The sequence below is a fragment of the Paenibacillus sp. NPDC058898 genome (genome assembly GCF_049316025.1).
GTDB lineage: Bacteria > Bacillota > Bacilli > Paenibacillales > Paenibacillaceae > Paenibacillus_AQ.
On sequence record NZ_JBMOSM010000006.1, the window covers coordinates 348,859 to 374,693 of the forward strand.

Genomic DNA, 25,835 nt, shown 5'->3' on the forward strand with positions numbered 1-25,835 from the left:
TCGTATAGGAAGATAGATATCTTTTGTAATGTTCATTCTTTATTTCCGATACAACTCTTTTAGGATGTTTAATCCTTTTAATTGGCTATCTTCATCCTGCTGCAATAGCAGCGAATTAATTTCAAGTATGATCTCATTATCTTGTTTACCTAATGACATAAAGTCAAAGAAGTCGATGTTTAGCGCTATTGTAATTTTCTCGAGAGTTTGTATAGTGAAATTGCCTTCTCCTCTTTCCAGCCTGCCTATATAGCTAAACGAGGACCCGATTTTTTCGGCAAGCTCCTCTTGAGTTAAGTTCTGGTTTTTTCTTATTTCTCGTATAGCAATTCCCAATCTCTCTGCAACCGATTTATCCATATATGTATCGACTCCTCTTATATAAGAAGTGTAGACAAAAGGTAGTTAATATTGGAGTCACTAAAAGTTTCATTATATATTAATTATTGTCCTTAAAAGTTTCATATGTTAAATTGTAAATATATTCAAGTATGGCGGGTGATTGCAAAAGATTTTCTTTTAGCAAAGTGAGTTATGTGTGCAATACTAACTTTAAGCATTATTTGACAGGTGTTGGACTCATTTATACTATTACTATAGAGACATACTAAATTATGGATGTTCCGAATACGGATATTTTTATTGGAGGTTGTTGAATTGATACATACAACCACGATACGATCAGAATTGGATATTCACCTGAAAAAGACGGGATTAACTATAAATCAATTTGCGGAACTATCAAAAATAAACTCAGGGACGTTAAGCACTATTATTAAGGGTGTACGCCCCATTGCTATGCAGCAATTAGATCGAATGGTATCGGCCATGGGACTTCCCGAAGGCAGCTTTTATGAGCTATATGCGGATGAATGTTTTGCTTATCCGCTGAATTGGAGAAGACTAAAGCCGTTTTTGTACCGCTGTGCCGAACTGGATAAGCTGGAGTTAATTCAGAAGGTTGTTCGATACATGACGGATAACCTAGCTTATGTGCCGATGCTTTTTGACATAGCAGAGGATTTGTTTAATCAGGGTAAAAATTCAGCTGCCGCAATTATTTACGAATCAGTAGCTGAATGTGAGAAATATCAACATTCCGAACGGTTAGCTCTATGTCATTACCGATTGTTTACAATCTCGTTAGGTCATGATCAGGAAAAAAACCTTCGGGCAGCCACCAAATTTGAGGAATTTGTCGAACGTTTAGATGAAGTGGATCAGCTTGATGCACTAAAAGATTTGGCCAATGTATTCTGCTCTCTGCGCCATTGGAGTAAGGTTGATATGTTGGCTAAAGAAATGGGGCGAAAGGCAAAAATTCAATATGCTTTTAAATATGAAGGCATTCGCTATCATCATGATAAAGAACCCCAAAAGCCATTGTTTCTATATATTATTTATTCATATTTGATGTGTTCAGCTGTCTGTGATGAGCGTGGTGAGTATGAGCAGGCATTACGATATGTGACGTTATATTCTGACTTGAGCTGGGTTAAAGAGGACTCGGAAGAAGCACTTGCAATTAAGGATAATTTTAAAATGTGGGCTATAGCGAATACATATTTATATAAGGTAATGATGGGTGATTTTGAAATTATTGATGAATATGTGGAATTTATTGAAACGAAAGAAGATGAGATTCTGCCTGCGTTAACCAAGATTGTTCAAGCTGCTAATCGTTTTCAATTCAATATAGATCATGTTTTATTAAAGTTTGAAGATCATATTGTATCATTAAGTCAAAAGAATGACGGTACATATAATTATTTAGTAAGGGCAGAGCGATATGTGCGATTGCAGGCTGAACTGTCACGTTATTATTTTATAAAAGGAAGATATGATGAGGGAGCTAAAAGTGCTTTAGATGGGCTTGCGTCCGCTATTGAAATTCGCAATGAAAATGCGACACTGCAATGTGTAAAATTATTTGAACAATTCAGACAAGAAGTATCTGATGCAGCTCAGCAACGATACAATGATTTATGGGAACAGTTGGAGTATCGTGGTCTTTACGGTTGGTAATTCCCATAAGGTAATTTGGTGGGTATAGTAGAGTGCTTGGACTAAAAGCACATGAATGGATGATAATAAAACCCAAGCATTCAAAGGGAATGCCCCCTAAATGCTTGGTTTTTTTCTGTTCATTATTTCAGCGGCTTCTCCAACTGTTCTTACACCCAGATAGGATCATATTCATGGGTCCGGGTTGCCCCGCCCACCTCAACAAAACACAACCCCAACTCAAAAAAACAAAGAGGCCCCCAAGACGTTACTTCTATAATGAAAGCAAAGAACTTGCAGTCGATGGCAAGCGAGTGAGGAGGGCGTGTATGAAGCGGGATGAATATATGGATGGGGCAGGACTGGAGCAGGGAAGGTCGGATGCTCTCATAAGCGATAAGCGGGTAACCGATCATGATCGTAACCATCGGATAGCATGGTGGAGAGAAGCAAGGTTTGGGCTTTTTGTCCATTGGGGGCCGTATTCGATGCTGGGCGGGATGTGGAACGGCGAACGTGTGGATGCGAATTATGCGGAGCATATTCAGTTAAGGGGAGAGATTCCGGTGACCGAGTATGCGGAGGCCGCAGCCGGGATGAACCCGGAGGCTTTCGATGCGCATGAATGGGTTGCGCTGGCCAAGCGGTCCGGAGCAAAATATGTTATCGTGACGGCCAAGCATCATGATGGGTTTGCGATGTACGATTCCAAGGTCAGCGATTATTCGATTACTCGTCATGCTCATTTTCCGAGAGATCCGATCAAGGAGCTGGCAGAGGCCTGCGAAGCGGAGGGGATTCGCCTGGGAATCTATTATTCCCATGCCATGGACTGGCATCACCCGGATTCGCAGGGGAACACGCTGGATTACCCGGGGAATATCGGCGCATGGGATCAACTGGAGGAATGGATCGAAGATGACGATAAGCGGGAACGCTTCGAACGTTACCTTCACGAGAAAGCTCTTCCTCAAGTAGAGGAGCTGCTGACCGACTATGGCCCGATTGGGTTGATGTGGTTTGATTGCGGTCATAAGATCAGCGACGAGCATGCCGTGTGGTTCTATGATCTGGTACGCCGGCTGCAGCCGGATTGCTTGATTAACAAGCGGCTGCGGGATGACCGATTTGCGGATTACGGCAATCCGCATGATAACCAGCTCCGGTTCCACCCGGTGCAGCGGGACTGGGAATCGATTCATACGCTGAATGATTCCTGGGGGTTCCGATATGACGATGACCATTGGAAGAGTCCGGACGAATTGATCGAACAGCTGCTGCGCGTGGCAGCCACAAACGGTAATCTGGTACTGAATGTCGGGCCGCTCGGAGACGGAGCGATTGACGATACGTCGAGAAGCCTGCTGGAGACGGTGGGCAGCTTCTTGGAACGGAACGGCGAGGCGATATACGGCACGAGCGGCAGTCCGATCGGTACGCCACAGTGGGGTTATTGCACATGGAAGCCGGATGAGAATCTCTTGTACCTGCTGGTGAGAGAATGGCCTCAGGACGGTTTCTTGATCCTGCCTGGTCTCGCTAGCGGAGTTCAATATGCGAGGCCTATCGGAGCAAAGGCGAAGGTGGGCCACCTGCCGTTCCGAAAGCTTGGGCCGTGGGACTGGCAGATTGATGTGCGTTCGGTACCTCAGGACGCCTATTCGACTGTGGTTGAGCTGAAGCTGGATGGAGCGCTGGAGACGAATCTCACTCCTAGGTTCATATCCCAGATGGCGAATACGTTCTGGGCTTATGATGGCATTATCGAGGGCGATGGCCTGCGATACGATAATGGAAAACGTGGTCATGATGGTGTTACCGGTTGGACCTCACCAAATGCAGCTGTTCAATGGACGTTCCGTTCGGAGGAAGAAGTGCCCGTCCAGTGCCGAGTGATCGTCACCTTGGCCGCCGGAGCGGATCAGGCAGGAGGACGTTATGAGTTGTCTCTGGATGGACAAAAGCTGACTTGTACCGCTTACGATACGGGTGGGGACGGATGCTGGGGAGAATTTGAAATGGGTCAACTGACCATTCTCTCGGCAGGCGTACATCGTCTTGAAGTACGGGGACTATTGCTGGTTTCTGATTCTTTAATGAACTTGCGCAAGGTTACGCTACTGCCAATAGAGAGGGTGTGATGATTCATGAAAATCGTATTTGATCCCGCACCGGTTGCAGGAGGCTTTCGAATGCTGGGTTACTGGATATGGTGCGGCAGCGTCATCAAGGGTGAGGATGGCCGGTACCATATGTTTGCTTCGCGCTGGCCGAAATCTTTGCCCATGCATCCCGGCTGGCTTGCGGCCTCGGAAATTGTCCGTGCGGTCTCCGACCATCCGGCCGGACCGTATGTATACGAGGAGACGGTACTCGGGGCCAGATCTCCGGCCTATTGGGACGGATGCAGCGTGCACAACTCGCATATCGTGAAGGTTGAGGGCTCATACGTCCTCTATTACATGGGCACGACGTTTCCGTTTCCCCTCCCTGAAGAAGGGGAGCCGCTGCTTCCGAATGATCCGCTCGTCGTGGTTGCCAGGGCGAACAAACGGATCGGGGTTGCGACCGCTCCTTCCATAACCGGCCCTTGGACACGGAGGGACCATCCGGTTCTGTTGCCGCGTCCGAATCATTTTGACAGCTTCTTGGTGTCTAATCCTGCCCCCTGTGTTCATGAGGACGGTTCGGTGAAGCTCATCTATAAATCTCGTCCCTATGAAGGGCATTCCTATGGCAACATGCAGTTGGGCTTGGCCTGCGCCGAATCGGTGTACGGTCCTTACACCCGTCAGCCTGAACCGCTGTTTCCCCCAGCGATTCATATTGAAGACCCCTTCATTTGGCGTACGGCACGCGGGTACGAAATGATTGCCAAGGACATGGACGGCTCCATCTGCGGGGAGCGCTATAGCGGAGTCCATGCGTGGTCAGCGAACGGGGAACAGTGGAAGATGACAACCAAACCAGGGGAACCCGTGTACTCTCGCAGAGTACGGTGGGACGATGGCACGGAACGGTTGATGGGTAACCTCGAACGCCCGTTTTTGCTCATGGAGGACGGTCGTCCGGCTTGGATGTTTGCTGCGACTTCAGACGGGAGCCGCGGGTTTTACGATTGTACGGAGACCTGGAACATGGCGATTCCGATTCGGGAGATTACGGAGAACGACGACGAATAAGAGCGATCCATATCCGACTCGAAGCATGATAAACAGCACCAAAAACGGAAGGTCGACCACCGTCATGCAATGCATGCACCATGTATGGGGAGAACGCGCGGTGAGAAATGCCTATTACTCTCAGCGGCCCATGCTCTCATGTACGGCAGCGTTTTACTTCTTCGCTCACTTCCCCCATAGCTCTTCCGCTTACCATGGCCGGATAGACCATGCTAGCAGAAGGGCTTTTTTCTCTATTCCGCCTCAAATCCCCCATCTTATACACAATCGTAAAAAAACACATCGACAAACAAATGCCACCATTGTTGGCAAGGCCCTCCGCTTATACGATGAATACGAAGGAAAACTTACAACGGGAGGTCCTTATGGCGAACATCAACCCAAGCACGCGGCTAACACCGTCAGCGCGGAGCCGGGAATGGTTATCCAGCTTTCGCAAGTACAAGGCGATATACCTCATCTCGATTCCGGGCATCCTCTATTTTTTGGTATTTAAATATGTCCCTTTATTTGGCAGCGCCATGGCTTTTCAGGAGTACAACTTATTCAAAGGCATATGGGAAAGCCCATGGGTGGGGCTGGATCAGTTCTATCGCATGTTTCAGTACGAAGAGTTTCTGCGGATCTTCTGGAACACCCTTCTGATCGGGATGTACAGCATCGTATTTGCTTTTCCAATCCCGATCATTCTGGCCTTGCTGTTGAACGAGATTCGTCTTGTCCTGTACAAGCGGGTGCTGCAAACCGTTATCTACATGCCGCACTTTCTGTCCTGGGTCATTATCGGTGGGATTGCGGTAGGCATTCTGTCTCCGACCACGGGCATCATGAATCAGATTCTGATGTGGGTGGGACTCGAACCGATTTACTTCCTTGGTGAGGAAAGCTATATTCGCAGCATTCTGATCGGCTCCGGCATTTGGAAGGAAGCGGGATGGGGGACGATCATTTACCTGGCGGCGCTGGCCGGGATCAATCCGGACCTGTATGAAGCTGCACGCGTAGACGGCGCAAACCGGTGGCGCCAGACTCTGGCGATAACGATTCCGTCGATTCTGCCAACGATTATGATTCTGTTCCTGCTGAACATCGGCAATTTCCTTGATTTCGGGTTTGAGCGGGTGTTTGTGTTCCTGAATGCCTTGAACGAGAATAAGGGCGACATTCTGGATACATACATTTACCGCGTCGGTCTGCTCGGACAGCAGTACAGCTACACCACGGCCATCGGGCTGTTCAAATCTCTCATCGGGCTGCTGCTCATTGTGGGCGGAAACGCCATAAGCCGCAAAACGACCGGAAATTCCTTATACTAGGCAGGTGACCGAAAACATGATAAAAAGATCAAAAGGTGAATCCGTATTCGAAATTTTCAACTTTATCTTCCTGGCCGTTGTGTCGGCTGCCATGATATTCCCGATTCTGCACGTTGCGGCACAATCGCTCAGCAGTGATGTGGCCATTTCACGGGGAGACGTTGGCCTGTGGCCGGTTGAGTTTACGCTCTCCAACTATGCAATCGTCTTGAACGATACTTCCGTATGGCGTTCCTTTCTGATCAGTGTATTCGTGACTATCGTGGGGACCGGGATTAACCTGATTGCAACGGCCTCGCTGGCCTATCCGCTGTCGCGCAATGAATATCGGGGACGAAAAGTCATTCTCATGCTTGTGCTGATCACCTTTATTTTCAGTGCGCCCCTGATTCCGAATTATCTGCTCATTAAATCGCTGAACATGCTGGATACGGTATGGGCCCTGATTATTCCGGGCGCGATCAGCGCGTACAATCTGTTCATTATGCGCTCGTTCTTCATGAATCTGCCGAACGAAATTATTGATTCGGCCCGGATCGACGGGTGCGGGGAGCTGCGGATCATATCGAGCATCGTGCTGCCTTTGTCCAAGCCGGTCATGGCAACGATGGGATTGTTTTACGCCGTTGCGCATTGGAATTCGTACTCGTCCGCTCTATACTATATCAATAGCCGTCAGCTGTTTCCGCTCCAGGTTCGTCTGAGAGAGATCGTCATTACCGATCAGATGGGAGAGATGGACACCACGTTTGAGAATCTGGCGAATATGTCCCCGGAGGGCATTAAGATGGCCACGATTGTGATCGCTACGCTGCCGATCATCCTGGTCTACCCGTTCCTGCAGAAATATTTTATTAAGGGCATGCTCATCGGTTCGATCAAATCTTGATCGTAAAAGAACACAATCCCATAATAAGAACGCCAATACTGCATATGAGGGTTATGAGCTACGATGAAATGGATTTAACGAAAGCGCTTACCTCATGAATGAGCCACTTGTCTATTTTTGTGAAAAAGGGGAGAGGTTGATGAAAAAAAATTGGACGGTCTTACTGATCAGCGTCATGATGATGTCACTGCTCGCTGGATGCGGGGGGAAACCGGAAGAAGGAACTGTCAGTCCCAAGCCGGAAGAAACGAAGCAAGGTACAGACTCGAGCAAGCTGGCCTTCTCGATTTCTTTCTCCACGGGCGGCAACACCTACATCGAATCGTCACCCGATATCAATAAGGACAAATGGGTGCTGATGCTGGAAGAGATGACAAACACGGATCTCGATATCCGCTTGATGTCCCACAAGGAATTTGATCAGAAGATGAGTCTGATGTTTGCAGGCAATGAAATCCCGGACGTTGTGGGAAATATGCGGGGAGGTCCAACAACAGGGTCCATGTCAGGCTCGGTGGAAGCCGGGGTGTTCATGCCGCTAGATGATCTCCTCAAGGAACATGCTCCGAATTTGATGAAGATGGTCACCCCAGCCGCGTGGGAAGAAGTATCCTATAACGGCAAAATCTACGGCATCCCGGCCTGGCTGGAAAATCCGTCGCGCCGCGCCACATTCATTCGCACGGATCTCATGGAGAAGGCCGGCATCAAGGAAGCGCCTAAGACCGTCGAAGAGTACCTGGATATGCTGCGTGCCTTTAAGAAGCTGGGTGTAGAGCACCCATACCAGTACCGTGAGGGTTTTAAATATGCGGATACTTTCCTTGGGGCATACGATGTGCTGCCGTTCCAGTTCATGGAGCTGAATGGGGAGGTCGTACCGAAATTCTTCGATGTCGAGAACATGACCAATGCGCTCCAGACGTATAAGACGATGTACGATGAGGGTCTGATCCCGAAGGATTTCGCTTCGCTCTCTCAAGAAGATTACGGACGCAATATCAATGCCGGCAAATCCGGGATGTGGGCCTCCAACGGCGAGGGGCTGATCGGGTTCCGCACCAAGCTGAAGGAAGTGGATCCTTCGATGAAGGTGGATATTTACCCATCCCCGACCGGACCGGACGGCAAGGGCGGACTCGGCTTATACAGTTCGGTATCGACCACGTACTATATCAATAACAAGGTGGGAAAAGAGAAAGCCATCGAAATCATTAAATTCCTGGATTGGATGCTGACGGAGGAAGCCGATATGTTCTTCTCCTTCGGGATTGAAGGCGAGAATTACACAATGGAGAACGGGAATATCAACTATAAATGGCCAGTGACCAAACAAGAGGTGGATGAAGCGGGCTTCCGAGCCAACCAGCTGTGGTTCGTTCATGAGCTGACCTATAATAAGAAGCAGACGGCCCTTACCAAGGATGGCCAGGACGTGATCAAGGCTTTCAGCGATGTGCTGAGCAATGAAGGCCGCGGCGGTATTACGTTCATGGCGAATCTGAACAGCTTCTCCAAGTTCCCGGATCTGGCTTCGACCGGAGATACGGGACCTAAATTCATCCTGGACAGCATGGTGAAGATGATCTATGGCAAGCAGCCGATCTCCGATTGGCCGAAGGTGCTGGAGGAATACCGTGCCAAGGGCGGGGATGAGATCATCAAGGAAGCGACGGAGCGTTGGAAGAACAAGGAGAACGTCGTAGACCGCACGAGATAATATCCAAGATAGGAAGTAGGGCATCTCCTGTTTGTTCCATATATCGTGTACAATAGATCCGATATGTAAGCGTTTAACCCAAATGAGCGAAGGATGAAAAATCAAGGTATCCGCCGGTCTTACCATCACAGGTATCCGCTGCGGATACCTTCTTGTTCCATTCGATGTTTGCCTCATACCTTAATCTTCTACATACAGGAGGCTAAAATGATATGCGGTTGCTTATTGCTGACGACGAGCCTGTAATCCGAAGAGGGCTGGTCAAGATGGCGGAGACCTACCGTCTGCAGTTTGATGCCATTGACACGGCCGTGAACGGTGAGCATGCGCTCTCCCTGATCAAGGAATTCGAGCCGGATGTACTGCTGACCGATATCCGGATGCCCCGAATGGGCGGACTGGAGCTGTGTCAGGAGCTTCATGAGTTGTACGGGCACATTCAAATTATCGTCATATCGGGTTATGGCGAATTCCAATATGCGCAGCAATGTCTGGCTTACGGGGTGAAGCATTATCTGCTAAAGCCGGTTACCGGCGTGGTGCTGCACCAAACCTTTGACGCGATTGTGAAACACCGCAATAAAGGCATTGTCTCGCTGGCTTCCTATGTTGATTGGATTGAAAATATCGGGCAGGAGATCTGGATGCTGCAGACCGAACAGCTCGATCGGCTGTTGGTCGATTGGAGAGCGCATCTGCAAGCGGCGGGACTCAGCGTCCCACAGCTTCAGCAGCTGCTGGATGACGCGGTGGGCATGATTTTCCGTCGTCTCGTCTCGAAGGGGTATATGGAGGTTTCGGTGATTGAACCGATCGGTCACCACACGGTGCAGGAGCAGCTGTTGAACGAATTTGAGTTAAGGGTCAAGCAGATGACCGCGGATCTGGTGACGCAGCGGTGGGGGAATTTCAAGAATCCGCTGGATGAAGTGAAATCGTATATCGACACGCATCTATCCGAGGAGATCACCCTGGAGGAAGTAGCGGAGATGGCCGGTTATACGCCGACGTATTTTAGCGCGATGTTTAAGAAGATGACGGGCGATACCTTTGTAAGGTACCGGATTCACCGGCGAATGGAGCGGGCGAAGGAACTGCTGGCCCTGCCGCATATGCGGATCATCGACGTGGCGGCGAACGTCGGTTACGAGGATTATCCCCATTTTACGAAAATGTTCAAGAAGGTAACGGGACATACGCCGACGGAATATCGGACGATGCTGGGCTTTAACGGATGAAAAATAAACTGTACCGCAAGTTGTTTCTGTACTTTGTATCCATCATTGTGCTGACTTCCTTGTTGATCGGCATTGTTACCTACACCCGCTCATCAGCTGAGCTGGACCGTCAGTTGGACCGGCATATGTCGCAAATCGTGCAGAATGCCTTGAACCATACCGATCTGTACATTAAATCCTACGACCGTACGATGATCTCCTTATTGACCAACCGGGAATTGAAGAAATTCGTAGATTTGCCTAACCCGGCGGATCATTACGAGTATTATCACATCAGCTCAACGATCAAGGATACGGTATTCCGTCCCCTCATGGACCGGGGGCCCGAGCTGCTGACCATGTATCTCCTGTCTTACAACGGAAATGCCACGTACAGCTTCGGTTCTGATTTTACGGCTCCGGTATTCAGTGCAGAGGAGAAGGCGAAGCAGTTGACGGATCTCCGTAATACCACAAAAGATGAAAGCGGTCTCATGATTCACACGGAGAGCATTATACCTGGACGCAGCGGCAGCGTGGTACGCATGACGAGACTGATTAAGGGATTATCCTCCACAGCGGAAAAAGGCGTGCTGGCCATGGAAGTGCGTTCCCAGGAGTTATCCTCCCTCTGGAAAGGAATTGATCTGGGCGAACGGGGATACTTCTATATCGCGGATGCCAGCGGCCATGTCGTCTACCAGCCTGAGGGACTGGAGCATGAAGCCTCGTCTCCGGCCGAGGATCCGAAGCTGACCGCCGCCATCATGGGCGCAGACGAGGAATCCTTCAAATATACGACGGCCAATGGAGAGCAGAGGGTGTTCATGACGCGGATGTCCCCCTATTCCGGATGGCGTCTGGTTGCTTCGATGCCGCTGGAGGAGTGGCGCAAACCGATTGCCAGCATTCGTTCTACGGTTTGGACGATCGGCTTGATCAGCCTCATTGCTGCTTGTCTGCTTGCTTACCGTTTCACCCGTTCCATTACCCAGCCCATCCAGACGATTATCCGTGGGATGCGCCAGACGGAGCAGGGGCGGTGGATTCCCTTGGAGCTTCCTAAGCGCGAGGACGAGCTGACGGAAATGATGCAGCGGTACAATCTGATGGTGACCCGGCTGTCGGAGCTAATCGAGCGGGTATACGAGACCGAGCTGCAGCAGCAGAAGACGATTATAGAACGGCAAAAAGCCGAGTTCCAGGCGCTTCAGCTCCAGATCAATCCGCATTTCATGTACAACACGCTGGAGACCATCGTGTGTTATGCCGAGGTTGAAGGCTCATCGGAGATTACCGAAATGGTGTCCTCTCTTGGCTTTATGATGCGGTACTCCTTGCTGACGTCGCTGGAGGAGATCACGGTCGCCAATGAGCTCAAGCACGTTTTGAACTACATGACGATCATGAAGCATCGGCACGATCTGGAGTTTGATCTTCGGGTTGAGGTTCCCCATGAGCTGCTCCTATATAAAATGGTGCGGTTAACGCTCCAGCCTTTAATTGAAAATGCATTCCAGCATGCCTTTCCGGACGGCATCGAAGCATTGCAGTACATCATGATCGCTGCCGGGTGCGATGATGATTCCTTCTGGGTCAGCGTGACGGATAACGGCATCGGCATGACCGATGAACAGCTACGCGAGGTTACGGCACGGTTATCCTACGAGTACGACCATGTGAATCGTGGGCCTGAGTCTTCCCTGAACCTTAGCGGTACCGGAGGCATCGGGCTGCTGAATGTGCATCGGCGGATTCAGCTGGTATTCGGCGAGAGTTACGGACTTCGTGTAACCTCGACGGGCGAGGGGACAGGAACTACCATCCGCATGGTCATGCCATGTCCGCCGCGTGTTTAGCATAAGGCCTGCTTCCGGATTGGAGGTCAGGCCTTACGTTTTTAAAGAGATAATGAAGGTTAACCTTCAGAGACTTCCCCCTTCTTTTCTCGCAAGAATGATAGACTTTACTTGTTCTCCACTTGCGGCATGAGATGGATGGAAATGCCGCCATACACCTTGAGGCGTATCTTGATGGTATCCTTGGCGCAGCACGTTTCCGTATGGACTTCAATGGGAGGAAGAACGGAACGATATCGATATTCGTCTGCTTCCGCCTGTTCCTGATAGATCACGGCTTGGTAGGCTTGGTGGTCCTCAAGGAAATCCAGCGGAATATAGACGTCTCGTCCTCCTGCGGCACAGATGGAGGCGACAAACCATTCCGTACCCGATCGTCTTGCTATCGTAACGAATCGACCCGGATAACCTTCCAGCAGCCGTGTTTCATCCCAGACGGCTGGAACGGCGGCCAGCAGCGGCTTGCCCGGATGATCGGCGTATACCGAGATCGCATCCGCATAATGCTGGATGCCGGATTCGAAGAGGATGGCCAGGGCCAGCTGAAGCCCTTGGGTCGTCGTGGTCCGCCTGCTGAACGTGACCGGCGTAAAATCCATGGAGCCGATCACGTTCCGCGTAAACGGCAAGGTACAGAGATGAACCGCATTAGGCCCTTCACTCTGTGCCCGGTAGTATTCCGCACCGTAAACGCCTTCTCTTGTCATCACGTGAGGCCATGTCCGGTGCTCGCCGCTTGGTTTGGTGGATCCATGAAAATTGACCATCAGCCGATGCCTGGCAGCGGATTCCGCAATGGTATCATAGACCTGGAGCGTCTCTTGATTGTCGCTGTCGAAGAAGTCGACCTTGATGCCAACGGCACCCCAAGATGCCCACAGGCGTAACTTCTCCTCACGGAGTTCCTTCGTATTCAGCCCTTTATAATGCGTCCACAACCAGATGCTGACGCCGCGCGCCTTCGCGTAATGGATGAGCTGAGGCGCATCCAGCACACCCTCCCAGCCGCCGTCCACAACGCTGTATTCCCATCCCATCTCGGCGGCAAAATCCACATGCTGCCGTTGAATGTCCATATCGCCGCAGGAATCGCCTTCCGCGTACCAGGACCAGGCCGCTCTGCCGGGAGAGATCCAAGAGGTGTCTTCCAGCACGGGCGGAGGACATAAGTGAGTCGTTACCGATGAAGACACCAGATCCCTGAGCGATCCGATGATCATGACACGCCAGGGCGTCGAGAGCGGAAGCTTGGCGGCAATCGGCGTTTCCTGATCCGGGGCGTAAGCGATGCGGAGCTTCCGGCCGTCTTGCTCATCCGCTGCGAGATGACTGGCGCCATAACCCCCGTCCACAGCTGCTTCAGTCAGTAGCAGCCAATGATCCCCTGCCGATTGGACCAGCAGCGGGAAACCGAAATGCCCTCCCCGAAGATGATCCGGCATGGCATGGTCATAGGTTCGTTCATAACACCGCATGAATGGCTGAGCCCAGACATTGAGCATTCGGTCCTCCGGCAGATGGAAGCCGGAGAGCTCGTTCTCGAAACGAATATCCCCTTCTCCTTGCAGCTCATACCGGTATGCGACGCCGTCCTGAAAAGCGCGGAAACGGATTCTCACCTGATGATTCTCTACCGAAGTCAGAAGAACCAACTCGTTTGCTTCGTAAGACTGCGATTTTTGCTTGCCGGTCACAAGCTCGTAACGCTCCGTGATCGTGTTGTGCTCAACCCCTTGGATGCAGATGCCTTGCTGAAATTTGTATTGGTTGGTGATCAGCCCGAGCGGCGACCTTTCAAGAACGCGATATCGATTGTTCATCACCGTGTAAAAAAGGGGGCCGTTATGCTCCTGTTCCAGCGTGATATGCAGATTCCCGTCAGGTGAATGAAGCTGTGCATGAAACGGCGCTGACAGAGACTGGAATAGCTCATGATCCATAAACGAAACTCCTTCCTTGTCGCTCCAAGAATGACGTATCCATTGCAGCCTCATTGTAACGGACAATGCAGAGGCTTAGCATACGGCTCCGTTCGCTCCGGGTTGTGTTTTCTTACGTTGTGTTACTCCATAAAAAAACACGGCCATTCCGCAAGTTACGGCATGGTCCGGCGAGCAGCGGCTGTTTTATCATAGAAGCATATCAAGAGGCGTTTGAAAGGAGGGCATCAGGTAATCGCGGGTGGATCGTAATCACTACTTATGACAAAGGATGGGTGATGATTGATGAGACAGGTACGCAAGCGTAACAGGCAGGTAAGAAGAGGAGGAATTATACTGCTATTGGGTATTCTGCTGTTTTCGTTTGGCAATCCGCCAATACAGGGGGAAACGGCTGCATCGGATGTGATGGAACGGGTCAACCTGGCATGGAATAAGCAGGCGATTGCCAGTTCCGAGATCAGCGGGCGTGAAGCCGGGAAGGCCGTTGACGGCAGCCGTGATACCTACTGGCAGCCGGCGAGCACAGACCGTGAGGACATGAGTGTATACATACAGGTGGATCTGGGGAGTGAGCAGTCCTTCAACCAGGTCGTCCTGGATTTAAACCGGGGAGATCATTTGGGAAGTATCGAGATCGATTACTCCCGTGACGGTGAGTCTTGGAGCAGAGCCTATGCGAAAAATGGGGGCATTCGAGCGGACGGTCAGGAAGTGATGACGTTTGATTCCGTAAGCGCTTCCCACATTCGGGTAACGCTGCTGCTAAGCCGAAATCTCAATGTTCAGCTAAGGGAGTTGGAGCTTTATATGCAGGATGGAGATCAAGGGATTCCGTCCGATGTAACGGAGCTGGCCTTCGTGAAGCCGGATGGAACCCCTTATAACAACAATGAGGAACTGACCTTGGATATTGGAGGCACATCGGCCGTGGAGACGCGTGGCAAACGGGTCAGCGGGGTATGGATTTCGCTGCCTCAAGGCCAGGTTCAATATCATGCGATGGGAACCAGCGCCGCGGTGACTTCCGAAGGTTCGGTAACCGGGACCAAGGTAGGAGCCACTCGGTTATATGCGGAAACCAGCATTAACGGTCAAGCGATACGTACACCGGATTTCTGGATTGTGGTGAAGGATGATCAGGAGTTCCAGGATGCGAAATACATTGCCTTCAGTTCGTTCGCGCATAAGGCGTTGGTCCAGAAGATTGGCGAGGCGGCGATCTTGGAGGAAGGCAAGGAGCTGCCAGTCGTAACGATCGTTCCGAATATGAACGGAACCGTATCGGCCAGATGGTTCAAGGACGATCAATCCAGAGGCTCGCTGGGCACGAAGGCGCTGCAGGCGGGGGTAACGCAATCGATAATGCTTCCGGGTGGGATGAAAGTACCGGGCACGTACGAGGTGCGGATGACTTTTCAAACCACAGACGGGGGAACCTACTTCGACAGCTTGTTTTATACCGTCATGCCCAAGAAAGGAATACCTGAAGGTCAGAGTCAAATCGCCTTTACCGGAAAAGACGGAAGGATGGTGTATGTTCCCGATTATAAGGGGAACCGGATCATCGATTTCTCAAACGTCGGTTATATGGGTGGCGGTGTAAAACTGCCCGACGTTCAGGCGAGAATTGCCGTACAGCCGACCGGCGGGGACGATACGGCGATGCTGCAAGCGGCGATTGATGAGGTGTCGCGGCTGCCTCGTGATGTGGACGGCTTCCGGGGGGCAGTGCTGCTGAAGAAGGGCACATATCTGGTCGGCGGTTCCCTGAACATTCAGTCCAGCGGGGTCGTGCTGCGGGGTGAAGGCAAGAGTGAGGACGGCACCATCATCCGCGGCACGGGAACAACGGCCAGAAATTTGATTGTTGTCGGTGGAACCAACGGTGCAGCTGTTGTTGACGGGACGGAGACGGACATCCAGGATCTGTACGTTCCGGCAGGCTCCCGATCCTTCCATGTCCAGAATGCCTCCGGTTATCAGGTGGGCGACTCCGTCATTGTTCGAAGAATTGGTAATGACCGCTGGATTCATGAGATCGGCATGGATCATATCTACATGCGGCCAGGGACCGGGGGAACGCAGCAGTGGTCCCCGTTCAATCTGGATTTTGACCGCGTCATTTCGGCAATCGACGGCAACCGGATTACGGTGGATGCTCCATTAGCGAATGCCATTGAACGTCAATGGGGTGGAGGCAAGCTGTTCAAGGCGACGGATGAATCTCGAATCGAACAGGTAGGGATCGAGAACATGCGCGCCATATCCGATTTTGATCCGAGCAAGACCGATACCAAGATGGATAACGATGTTCTGGATACCCCGTATTATTCCGATGAGGCACACGCGGAGCGCTTCATTATGATGAACAGCGTGAAGAATGCCTGGGTGCGCGAGGTGGACGGCTACCATTTCTCCTACGCCTTGGTGCAGGTCGGGCGGCAGGCCAAATGGGTCACCGTACAGGACAGCGAAACGTACGACATGGTCAGCGTGATTACGGGCGGTCGTCGTTACAGCTTTTTCATCCAGGGGCAATTAAATCTGGTACAGCGCAATTATACGGAAACTTCACGTCATGCTTATGTCATTGAGAGCCGCGTACAAGGACCGAATGTCATGTACGACAATAAGGCTACTCGCGAATACAATACAAGCGAGCCGCACCACCGCTGGTCCACCGGCGGCCTGTACGACAACGTCAATGCGCGCATCAGCGTCCGCGACCGCGGATGGCTTGGCAGCGGACATGGCTGGGCGGGAGCGAATTACGTCATGTGGAATACCGAGGGCGGGCTTGTTGCGCAGAAGCCTCCAACGGCACAAAACTATGTCATCGGCCATATCCCGACTGAAGACGGTTTGAACGTGAAACCGCTCGTTCCGAATGATTATGATTCAAGACCGCGTGAGGACGGCTATTGGGAATACGCCGACCGGTATGTAGCGCTCCAGAGCCTATTCGTCCAGCAGTTGAAGGATCGTCTGGGTCAGCAAGCGGTAGATAATCTGGCCCGTACGCCTGTGGGCGGCGGTGCGATCGATATACCGGAGCAGCCTTAATTATATATAGCGAACAGGGGATTATCAGGGGAAACGCCGATTGTCCCCTTCTTCGCGAAGAAGGAGTCGTGTATGAGGGTGGAGAGGGAGACAACAGGAAGAGATACGGAACGTTCTCGTGGGAGACATCATGTGGAGCTTGATTGTGCAGGGCAGTACGGCAAGATCGAAGCAGTAGGTGATAAAACCGCATGGCGGCAGCCTGACACATCTGCAAATCGGCGCTTGCGGTTATGGTACGCTTCCCCAGCTGCGGAGTGGAATGAGGCATTGCCCATCGGGAATGGGCGCTTGGGCGGAATGGTTTTTGGCAAGACCTCGCTTGAGCGGGTGCAGCTCAACGAAGACTCCCTCTGGTATGGTGGTCCGGGAAGGGGAGCCAACCCTGACGCCACCGAATATTTGAGCGAGATCAGACAGATGCTGCGGGATGGACGTCAGGCCGAGGCCGAGCATCTAGCCCGGATGGCGATGACTTCATCCCCGAAATACGAGCAGCCTTATCAGCCGCTGGGCGATCTGCTTCTCAAATTCCTGGATGCCGAGGAAGCGGTGGAGCATTACGAGCGAGAGCTGGATTTGGAGCGGTCCATGGTGACCGTATCCTTTTCTTCGAGCGGCATAGGCTATCGCAGGCAGTATTTTGTCAGTGCGCCGGATGGCGTGATGGTGATTCGCCTAACTGCCGATCGGCCCGGGGCGCTGACGTTTGCGGCAAACCTGATGCGCCGTCCTTTTGACAGCGGAACAGAGTCGTTAGGGCACGATACCTTGCTGATGAAGGGCGAATGCGGCGCAGACGGCATTTCCTTCTGCACGGCACTGCGTGCTGTCGCTGTGGGAGGAAGCGTACGAACCATCGGTGATTTTCTCTCGGTTGAAGGCGCGGACTCGGTTACGCTGCTGCTGTCAGCCCAGACGAGCTTTCGGTATCAGCAGCCGGGCCAGGTATGTCTGGAGCAGTTGGATTGTGCGGCAGGCATGTCTTTCCAACAGCTGGAAAGCCGTCATCTGGAGGAGTATCGTGAGAAGTTTGAGCGGTTCTCGCTAACTCTCGGTTCCAGCAAGAAGGATGCGAATAGAGCGGGCTTAACCGAAAGAGAAGTTGACATTCCGAATGGGATGGATCGCGTTGTCGGTCCAGATCAAGTTGAAGTTTTAAATCGAGCAGAAGACGATTTGTTATCCCTGCCTACCGATCAGCGGCTGAAACTGCTGCAAGAAAGAGTGAAGATTGAAGGTGCCTCTGCGGAGAATAGAGATCCCGAATTGGTTGCCCTATACGTGCAGTACGGGCGGTATTTACTCATCTCCTGCTCCAGACCCGGATCTCTCGCAGCGAACCTGCAGGGTATATGGAATGACAGCTTCACCCCGCCCTGGGAGTCGAAGTATACGATCAATGTGAATATTCAGATGAACTATTGGCCGGCAGAGCTGCTGAGCCTGGCGGAATGCCACGAGCCGCTGTTCGACCTGATTCACCGCATGCTCCCGAATGGCCGGGACACGGCTCGCGAGATGTATGGCTGCCGTGGTTTCGCAGCGCATCACAATACAAATCTTTGGGGAGAGACCCGGCCTGAAGGAATATTGATGACCTGTACCATATGGCCGATGGGAGCCGCCTGGCTGTGCCTTCATCTATGGGAGCATTACCGGTTTGGCCGGGATGCGGATTTCCTGCGGGAACGAGCGTATCCGGTCATGAAGGAAGCGGCGATATTCCTGCTGGATTATATGACTGTGGATGAGGAAGGGAGACAAGTAACCGGACCTTCCGTTTCGCCGGAGAACCGATTTGTGCTTCCGAACGGAGCCGTCGGCAGCCTCTGCATGGGACCTGCTATGGATGCGCAGATTGCGACGGCCTTGTTTCGGGCCTGTCTTGCGGCAGGCCAGCTTGTCGGAGATGAGGACACCTTCCTTGAAGAGCTTCAAACGGCGCTGCAAGAAATTCCGGCACCGCGGATTGGAAGGCATGGAGGGATCATGGAGTGGCTGGATGATTACGAGGAGGCCGATCCCGGACACCGGCACATCTCGCAGCTGTTCGCCCTGTATCCGGGAGAGCAAATTGATCCCGTTCAGTCACCTGAGCTTGCCGAGGCAGCGAACAAGACCTTGGAGCGACGACTTGCCAATGGCGGCGGCCATACCGGCTGGAGCCGGGCCTGGATCATCAATTATTATGCCAGGCTGCAGCGGGGCGCGGAAGCGCATGAGCATCTGGTGAATCTGCTGGCTTCCTCAACTTATCCAAATCTGCTGGATTGCCATCCGCCTTTTCAAATCGACGGTAATTTCGGCGGGATTGCCGGCGTTGCCGAAATGCTGCTGCAGTCGCATACGGGCGAGTTAAGGCTGCTTCCGGCCCTGTCCCCGCAGTGGAACAGCGGTGAGGTGAAGGGGCTACGTGCCCGCGGCGGCTTTGTAGTCAACATGCACTGGGAGGAAAGCGAACTGACCGAGGTGAAGATTCACGCCGACAGGGCGGGCGAATGCAGGATAAGGTCCCGTTCATCGCTTGTCCTCATCGAGGAAGAGTCCAATAAGGTCACGTTGATAAGCGCAGGTAGATCCGAAGCAGGCTACAGCTATTCTTTTTCCATGGTGAAGGGGAGCGATTGTAATTTGAGGAAGGCTGGGAGCGGGAGAAATAAAGAGGGTTAAAAAAGCTAATAAATCAATTAGAATAAAGAAATCTCTCTCTGAGAGATAAAAATATAATGTTACAAACGATAAACAACGAAAGTAACCCACTCCTAAGGTTGGCGCCTAAGTGGGTTACTTTCTCATTCCTGACTTGATCTTGGAGGAGAAATCCTGCTCAAGATGTTGATGAACCATGAGACCGGGTGTTCTAATCATGCTAATCATTTTTGAAGAAAACCACGCGGTATGATGGAGCCCCAGGGATTTCGTAATCGATTTCATGTTTTCCGATCCATTTTGATAACGTATAACTGCTTGCATTTTTATCGTATGAACTAAGCTTAGCCTTAGAAAAAACCGCACCTCCAATGTTAGATGGTGTCTGACAATTGGGTGCAGTTCAAAATCCGATGTGGTTTTCTTGTTCTTTTTCAGGCTTATTTCATCGCTTTGAACGTGGGACAAGGGAGGGCTTGCATACATATATATAAAAACAAAGGAGAGCGTTCAGATGGAAGAAAACACACTAGGTTTAATCCTCACGCGTCGTTTGCAAGAATGCGGGATATCCATGCGGAAGCTGGCTTCCTTGACGAATGTGGACCCTGCGACCATATCTCGAATCATTAATGGGAAAACGAGACCGAAAGAGCAGCTCCTGGATCAAATCGCCTTCCATTTGGAGCTCGATCCCCTCACCTTGTTTGTCGCAGCAGGGTACGGTCAAGATGAGCTTAAGCAATTTTATAAGTCGATTGAGAAGATGGTCCGGGTACTGCTATCGTCCACAACCATCAATTGGGTGGCCACGACAGAGAAAATCGAAAGCACGCTGGCAGAATACAGAGAATTCGCCAAGACACCGGAGGGTGAACGGATTATTCAAACGGAGCTGAAAGCCAAACTGCAGAGGATCAATGGCCAGGGGCCCTTTATTGAGAAAATCGAGCAGATGCATGAGCAATACCTTAACAACTCCCTGTCGCCAGAGGCTTCCCCCATAGTCGGCAGTGCGCTGCTCTATTTTATTTTGGAGAAAGACATTATCCCCGATAACCTGTTTCCGCTGGGATTCATCGACGACGCCCTGGCCATTCAGCTGGCCCTGGATCAGATCATCGCGATGGAATAGCGGAATCGCGGCTTTCGCGTGCAACAAAAAACATCATTTTATTTATATTGTTGCACATCCTTGCAACACCTCTCATATAGATACATGGAATCAGAACAATTATGGGAGAGTGGTCGAAACATGACGGCATGGATCATCGTTGCCCTTCTAACGTTGTCCTCGAGCATCGATAACTTGGGGGCAGGGCTGGCTTATGGCATCCGGAACATCCGGATTCCGTTTATCACGAACATGGGAATTGCGTTGATTGGATTTATCTTCAGCATGGCTGGAATCTATTTTGGACTGTGGTTGTCCTCTATACTTCCTGGCGTGCTGCCGGCCGTGTTAGGCGCTATTTTCTTGTTCTTGATCGGTCTGCGTATCGTGCTTCTGGCCAAAAGCACGAACGATCCGAACATCACTTCAAGTATAGGCATCGGGGAAGCCATCATGCTCGGTATTGCGCTTTCGGCCAATGCGTTAACCAATGGTGTCGGAGCAGGGCTTCTCGGATTTCCACCGCTAGGCATTTCCCTGCTTGCTGCTGCGGGAAGCCTGATCTGCGTATGGGGAGGGACCGCCTTAGGATTGCGTCTCAAAAATATTCGCATCGGTTCCTATTCCCTCGGCCAGTTCGGGACCGTCATTAGCGGGGTTCTGCTGGTTGCTGTCGGGATTTCAATATTCTTCTAACCGATCACTTGGAAAGCCTGGGATGGATCAGGCTTTCTTTTGATTGTTCTACCTGTCCATCCCCCAGTAGGGGGATTTCAGAAAAGGATAACCCGCTATAATTGAGACCGCAGGCTGTTGCACAGCCGCGATTGAGAGGATCCTGTAGGCTTCGGATGTACTTGCAGGAGCATACGACTTAGGCATGCTGGCTGTTCTGTGGGTCAGAGCTTTGCTGTCCGTTCGGTCAACGATACCTGGGCGGCCATGACCGCAGTTGGGCTGTTGTACGTCCTGAGGAGATCTTCCAAGCGAACGGCTCGCCCAAGTTCGCCCGTGTTCCCGCCTGATGATGGTTGCGGCAGGCGTTGCAGTTGCAGCTATAATACAAAAGGGTTAGGCAGAGGGCATGAGTGCCAGATCTGCCTAACCCTTTTTTTTCACAACCCTCAACCATATAAGTACGACTTCACGTCCCGCCCAAGGTAGGCTCTCCATATGATCAGATTGTAAGGATCGTCCCAGTCGATGTTCTGCGGCTCCTCGAACATGCGGTGCAGGCGGTTGTTGTTGAAGATGATGGAGCCGCATTGATCAAAAGCCACCCCGTCTACCCACAGCATCCTGTCGTCGGACAGCAGCTTGTTGAACGAGCGCGTGTACGGTGAATAGTAACCGATCCCCTTGCCTTCGAGCATGGTGTAGAATATATGGCCTTGATTGTCGGCATGCATGCCGTCGGTTGTCGTTCCTTTGCTGCCCAGGGTCTGAACGGAATTCCGGATGATCGAATCGGGAATATTGAAATTCCGCAGCAGTCCTGTATCGATAGCGTACAGATTGCGCCCCGTTACCTGGCAGTAGAATAGAGTTCCGCGATCCGCGGATAATGCTATGCCGTCGGCGCCGATCCGGATCGGCTTGTCGCGGTATACCGGCTCGGTATCAATCTCAAACCGGAATCGGGGCACGTCCTGCGTACTGTAATGACTGTCGAGGACGCGCCGAAATTTCTTCGTTCTCATATTGTAGACGATAATTCCGCCATACAGCGGATGGTCCGGCCAGCCGGAGCCCGAATCGGTGATATAGGCATAGCCGTTTCGGTTATCCACCACGATGTCGTTCAGGAACGACGTTCGGGGTGGGGCAATATCATCCGGAATGACAATGGAATCGAGCAGGCGGTTAGCGTTCAGATCCCAGATGACCAGCTTTTGCGAGCCTTCGGGCGAAGTATCGTATGCGATTTTTCCTTGATCCAGAATCCACATCCGATGATGCTCATCAATTTCGTAGCCAAGGACGGATTGCAGCATTCGCACATCCCCCGGTGTATTCCACTCCCAGCTTGGAAAAGCCTCCAGTACGGGCTTGCCGTTCACCATCACAATGGTGTTCAGCGTAGCGGGAATCCCTTCCGCCCAGCGCGGAACCGATACATAGAAGCGTCCCTTTAGGTCCACTTTGACGCCTGCGGGCATGCAATGCTTCCAATACTGATGCTCCTCGAATCGCTGCTTCATCGCAGCATTCGGGAAGTTCCAGTCCAGGCGGTTCCAATGGAAGAGGATCTGGTACGGACTTGTATAGCTATGGGCCTGCTTGTCATGAGGGGCGGCAGGCTGCTGCCACTGGCCCTCCATGGAATGATTCGGTGTACGCATATTTGTAAGACCTCCCAATAACATGCTCGGTTCATCCATTACGGCAGCGAAAATTGTTCCTTCGCGCTTATTCCTCTGAGTTAGTTATATGCCCAGAGGGATGGATTGGCACCGAAAATATTTACGAAGAGGTCTTTTTTCAGAGTACCCGTTACACTTGCATAACCTTAATCAGATTCGTGTTACCGGATTGACCGATCGGCACGCCTGCAGACAATACGATAATATCGCCTTTTTCGATGTAACCTGTCTTGATGGCATTGCGGGTCGCGGATTCGAACATTTCGTCCGTCGTTGTGACCTTGTCGCCTTTTACCGGAATGACGCCGGAGAGCAAGCAGATTTTGGCCAGCACTTCTTCATGCTGTGTAACCGCGATAATTGGTGCTTGTGGCCGATATTTCGAAATCATCCGCGCCGTAAATCCGCTCTCCGTTGACGTAATGATAGCTTTGGCATTCAGCACGAGGGAGGAGCTAACCGCCCCCTGACTAATAACCTCGGTAATATCGGCTACTTGCTGTCTGGATTTGAAAGCGAATTGGTCTTTATAATCGATCATCGTTTCGGCACGGCGGGCGACTGCGGCCATCGTGCGCACGGATTCTACCGGATATTTGCCCGCAGCGGATTCCCCCGAGAGCATGACAACGTCAGCTCCCTGGATCACCGCGTTAGCCACGTCGCTCACCTCGGAGCGGGTTGGACGGGGATTGACCTGCATCGATTCCAGCATGTGCGTTGCGACGATTACCGGTTTGCCGGCCAGGTTGCATTTATCGATCATTTCTTTTTGCATCATAGGCACTTCTTCGATCGGCACTTCGACGCCAAGGTCGCCGCGGGCAACCATGATGCCGTCGGAGGCTTCAATGATGTCGTCCAGGTTCTGCATGCCCTCTTCATTCTCGATCTTGGAGATGATCTGCACATGCTCTGCGCCGCGTTCCTTCAGAATGCTGCGGATTTCGCGGATATTATCGCCATGGCGCACGAAAGAAGCGGCAATGATCTCGATGTTGTTCTCCAGACCAAAGCCGATATGCATGACGTCACGTTCGGTGACCCCAGGGAGTGTCGTTTTGATTCCCGGGAGGTTGACGCCTTTACGCGGTTTAAGCACGCCGCCGCTGATGATTTTGCAAAGAATGTCCGGTCCGTCGACACGGAGAACGTTCAGGTCCACGAGGCCGTCATCGATCAAGATGCGGTCGCCCGGTTTCACGACTAGATTCAGCTCGGCATAATTAACCGAGATGCGCTGGGCGTCTCCCAGAATTTCTTCGGTAGTCAGGATCAGTTCCTCACCTGGTTTGAGCGTGCAGGAAGCCTCTTTCAGCTTGCCGATCCGTACTTCGGGTCCTTTAATGTCCATCATGATGGGTACATACGTGTTTAATTCGGATGCGGCCTGGCGAACGTTCCGAATCCGGGTCACGTGATCCTCCGGCTCTCCATGTGCCATATTCAAACGGGCAACGGTCATTCCCTCCTGAATCATGTTTTTCAACAGCTCGATGGAATCGCATGCGGGTCCCATCGTACAAATGATTTTGGTTTTTAGCATGGCTGTTTGTTCCTCCTTTGTATTTGCACTCTTCAGCTTTTTTGCAGCATTCGAGCTCATTCAAACTACCCTAATGATCACATTGTAGCCTGTCTTGTCGAATCATGATATGAACTATAGTACAATGGATGGATTATAGTATCGTATTTGAGGTGGGTTATGATCACTCCGGTAGAAGTAAAACAAATTAGCGGTGTCGATTGGTATGAAGAAGCTGACCATGAGAAGCGAGCATGGCGCTTAAGCCTTGTGACATATGGAAAATGTGTATATTGGGTGAATGGCGATAAGCAGATTATGGAGAAAGGGGAGTTGCTGCTTATTCCAGCCGATGTTCCGTATTATGGCAAAAGCATCCCTACCGTGACGCACACGCAAATCGCCGTTGAGTGGACAGACCAGTTATCGACGGGATTATCGGTGATTGAACGAGAAGAAGCTTTAAAACATAAACCCGGCTGTTATGAGTTGATCCGCGAACGGTTGAAGGTGATCCATCAGCAGTGGCAGGAACGCCCATCTTATTATGTCTTGATGATAGAAGCATTATTGACAGAAGTGTTGATTTATATCAGTCGTGAGCTGGACAAGGGCGTCATCACGCCGGAGAAGCACTTGCATGTGGAACGGATGAAGTCTTATATTGAGCGGCATTACCGTGAGAAAATAACGAAAGAAGAGCTGGGCGATGCCATCGGCAAAACCCCCAATTACGCAGCGGTACTCTTTAAGAGTGTTACGGGGCAGACCATCAGCCAGTACGTGCACGCCCAGCGGATCAAACGGGCAGTGTATTTGTTAACGGAATCGCAGCTGACAGTACAGGAGATTGCCGTATTTCTCGGATATCAGGACCTCTCCTATTTCTATAGAATTTATAAACGAGTCACGGGCAGCGCTCCTTCGGATTTATTGCATGAGCGTCCACGAACCGTATAGGAGATTTAACGCAAAAAAAAGAGGGCTA

17 protein-coding genes are annotated in these 25,835 nt (G+C 51.3%); 13 read left to right on the forward strand and 4 right to left on the reverse strand.

Annotation, left to right across the window (positions count from 1 at the left end; translation table 11 throughout):
* Positions 1–39: 39 nt before the first annotated feature.
* Positions 40–360, reverse strand: coding sequence for a helix-turn-helix domain-containing protein (locus tag ACOZB4_RS18830; protein ID WP_213645805.1), 321 nt, complete (start codon positions 358–360; stop codon positions 40–42).
* Between the two features lie 297 nt (positions 361–657).
* On the opposite strand from ACOZB4_RS18830, the gene ACOZB4_RS18835 reads away from it, so the two are divergent.
* The 8 genes from ACOZB4_RS18835 (at position 658) to ACOZB4_RS18870 (ending at position 12,187) form a co-directional block, all read left to right on the forward strand.
* Positions 658–2,025, forward strand: a complete 1,368-nt coding sequence (locus tag ACOZB4_RS18835; protein ID WP_379412438.1) for a helix-turn-helix domain-containing protein — start codon at positions 658–660, stop codon at positions 2,023–2,025.
* A 308-nt stretch (positions 2,026–2,333) separates the two neighbouring features.
* Entirely contained in the window at positions 2,334–4,145 is a 1,812-nt protein-coding gene (locus ACOZB4_RS18840; RefSeq protein WP_379412440.1) for an alpha-L-fucosidase, read from the forward strand.
* Between the two features lie 6 nt (positions 4,146–4,151).
* Positions 4,152–5,186, forward strand: coding sequence for a glycoside hydrolase family protein (locus ACOZB4_RS18845; RefSeq protein WP_379412443.1), 1,035 nt, complete (start codon positions 4,152–4,154; stop codon positions 5,184–5,186).
* A gap of 365 nt (positions 5,187–5,551) precedes the next feature.
* Positions 5,552–6,502, forward strand: coding sequence for an ABC transporter permease (locus ACOZB4_RS18850; protein WP_098742239.1), 951 nt, complete (start codon positions 5,552–5,554; stop codon positions 6,500–6,502).
* A gap of 16 nt (positions 6,503–6,518) precedes the next feature.
* Complete coding sequence (locus tag ACOZB4_RS18855; protein ID WP_379412447.1) at positions 6,519–7,391, forward strand: carbohydrate ABC transporter permease; 873 nt, start codon at positions 6,519–6,521, stop codon at positions 7,389–7,391.
* 139 nt (positions 7,392–7,530) lie between these two features.
* The gene (locus ACOZB4_RS18860) at positions 7,531–9,111 is read left to right on the forward strand and encodes an extracellular solute-binding protein (protein ID WP_379412450.1); all 1,581 of its coding nucleotides are present in this window, start codon (positions 7,531–7,533) and stop codon (positions 9,109–9,111) included.
* Positions 9,112–9,323: 212 nt separating this feature from the next.
* Positions 9,324–10,349, forward strand: coding sequence for a response regulator (locus tag ACOZB4_RS18865; RefSeq protein WP_100540505.1), 1,026 nt, complete (start codon positions 9,324–9,326; stop codon positions 10,347–10,349).
* Positions 10,346–12,187 (forward strand): cache domain-containing sensor histidine kinase, encoded by a 1,842-nt coding sequence (locus ACOZB4_RS18870; RefSeq protein ID WP_379412456.1) that lies wholly within the window; start codon positions 10,346–10,348, stop codon positions 12,185–12,187. The genes ACOZB4_RS18865 and ACOZB4_RS18870 overlap by 4 nt, the downstream gene beginning before the upstream one ends.
* Before the next feature lie 107 nt (positions 12,188–12,294).
* Here the strand turns inward: ACOZB4_RS18870 and ACOZB4_RS18875 are convergent, their stop codons facing one another.
* Positions 12,295–14,127, reverse strand: coding sequence for a glycoside hydrolase family 97 protein (locus ACOZB4_RS18875; protein WP_379412459.1), 1,833 nt, complete (start codon positions 14,125–14,127; stop codon positions 12,295–12,297).
* A gap of 285 nt (positions 14,128–14,412) precedes the next feature.
* Here ACOZB4_RS18875 and ACOZB4_RS18880 point away from each other — a divergent pair, with 285 nt between their 5' ends.
* The 4 genes from ACOZB4_RS18880 to ACOZB4_RS18895 all read left to right on the forward strand — a co-directional run bounded on the left by ACOZB4_RS18880 (position 14,413) and on the right by ACOZB4_RS18895 (position 21,655).
* A complete protein-coding gene (locus tag ACOZB4_RS18880) occupies positions 14,413–17,193 on the forward strand; it encodes a discoidin domain-containing protein (RefSeq protein ID WP_379412463.1) in 2,781 nt (926 codons plus the stop codon).
* A gap of 132 nt (positions 17,194–17,325) precedes the next feature.
* Positions 17,326–19,866 (forward strand): glycoside hydrolase family 95 protein, encoded by a 2,541-nt coding sequence (locus tag ACOZB4_RS18885; RefSeq protein ID WP_379412466.1) that lies wholly within the window; start codon positions 17,326–17,328, stop codon positions 19,864–19,866.
* A 493-nt stretch (positions 19,867–20,359) separates the two neighbouring features.
* A complete protein-coding gene (locus tag ACOZB4_RS18890) occupies positions 20,360–20,980 on the forward strand; it encodes a helix-turn-helix domain-containing protein (RefSeq protein ID WP_379412468.1) in 621 nt (206 codons plus the stop codon).
* A gap of 120 nt (positions 20,981–21,100) precedes the next feature.
* Positions 21,101–21,655, forward strand: coding sequence for a manganese efflux pump (locus tag ACOZB4_RS18895; RefSeq protein WP_379412471.1), 555 nt, complete (start codon positions 21,101–21,103; stop codon positions 21,653–21,655).
* A 428-nt stretch (positions 21,656–22,083) separates the two neighbouring features.
* Here ACOZB4_RS18895 and ACOZB4_RS18900 read toward each other — a convergent pair whose 3' ends face one another.
* Together ACOZB4_RS18900 and pyk are read right to left on the reverse strand one after the other, a co-directional pair.
* On the reverse strand, positions 22,084–23,301 hold the full coding sequence (locus ACOZB4_RS18900; protein ID WP_379412475.1) for an L-dopachrome tautomerase-related protein: 1,218 nt from the start codon (positions 23,299–23,301) through the stop codon (positions 22,084–22,086).
* 151 nt (positions 23,302–23,452) lie between these two features.
* Entirely contained in the window at positions 23,453–24,868 is a 1,416-nt protein-coding gene (gene pyk / locus ACOZB4_RS18905) for a pyruvate kinase (RefSeq protein WP_379412478.1), read from the reverse strand.
* 159 nt (positions 24,869–25,027) lie between these two features.
* On the opposite strand from pyk, the gene ACOZB4_RS18910 reads away from it, so the two are divergent.
* Complete coding sequence (locus ACOZB4_RS18910) at positions 25,028–25,807, forward strand: helix-turn-helix transcriptional regulator (RefSeq protein WP_379412481.1); 780 nt, start codon at positions 25,028–25,030, stop codon at positions 25,805–25,807.
* The last annotated feature ends 28 nt before the right edge of the window (positions 25,808–25,835 follow it).

Coding starts and splice junctions, on each gene's coding strand:
- ACOZB4_RS18830 (WP_213645805.1), bottom strand. CDS start 360: ATGGATAAATCGGTTGCAGAGAGATTGGGAATTGCTATACGAGAAATA.
- ACOZB4_RS18840 (WP_379412440.1), top strand. CDS start 2,334: ATGAAGCGGGATGAATATATGGATGGGGCAGGACTGGAGCAGGGAAGG.
- ACOZB4_RS18850 (WP_098742239.1), top strand. CDS start 5,552: ATGGCGAACATCAACCCAAGCACGCGGCTAACACCGTCAGCGCGGAGC.
- ACOZB4_RS18860 (WP_379412450.1), top strand. CDS start 7,531: ATGAAAAAAAATTGGACGGTCTTACTGATCAGCGTCATGATGATGTCA.
- ACOZB4_RS18900 (WP_379412475.1), bottom strand. CDS start 23,301: ATGCGTACACCGAATCATTCCATGGAGGGCCAGTGGCAGCAGCCTGCC.
- ACOZB4_RS18880 (WP_379412463.1), top strand. CDS start 14,413: ATGAGACAGGTACGCAAGCGTAACAGGCAGGTAAGAAGAGGAGGAATT.
- ACOZB4_RS18865 (WP_100540505.1), top strand. CDS start 9,324: ATGCGGTTGCTTATTGCTGACGACGAGCCTGTAATCCGAAGAGGGCTG.
- ACOZB4_RS18890 (WP_379412468.1), top strand. CDS start 20,360: ATGGAAGAAAACACACTAGGTTTAATCCTCACGCGTCGTTTGCAAGAA.
- pyk (WP_379412478.1), bottom strand. CDS start 24,868: ATGCTAAAAACCAAAATCATTTGTACGATGGGACCCGCATGCGATTCC.
- ACOZB4_RS18910 (WP_379412481.1), top strand. CDS start 25,028: ATGATCACTCCGGTAGAAGTAAAACAAATTAGCGGTGTCGATTGGTAT.
- ACOZB4_RS18855 (WP_379412447.1), top strand. CDS start 6,519: ATGATAAAAAGATCAAAAGGTGAATCCGTATTCGAAATTTTCAACTTT.
- ACOZB4_RS18870 (WP_379412456.1), top strand. CDS start 10,346: ATGAAAAATAAACTGTACCGCAAGTTGTTTCTGTACTTTGTATCCATC.
- ACOZB4_RS18895 (WP_379412471.1), top strand. CDS start 21,101: ATGACGGCATGGATCATCGTTGCCCTTCTAACGTTGTCCTCGAGCATC.
- ACOZB4_RS18875 (WP_379412459.1), bottom strand. CDS start 14,127: ATGGATCATGAGCTATTCCAGTCTCTGTCAGCGCCGTTTCATGCACAG.
- ACOZB4_RS18845 (WP_379412443.1), top strand. CDS start 4,152: ATGAAAATCGTATTTGATCCCGCACCGGTTGCAGGAGGCTTTCGAATG.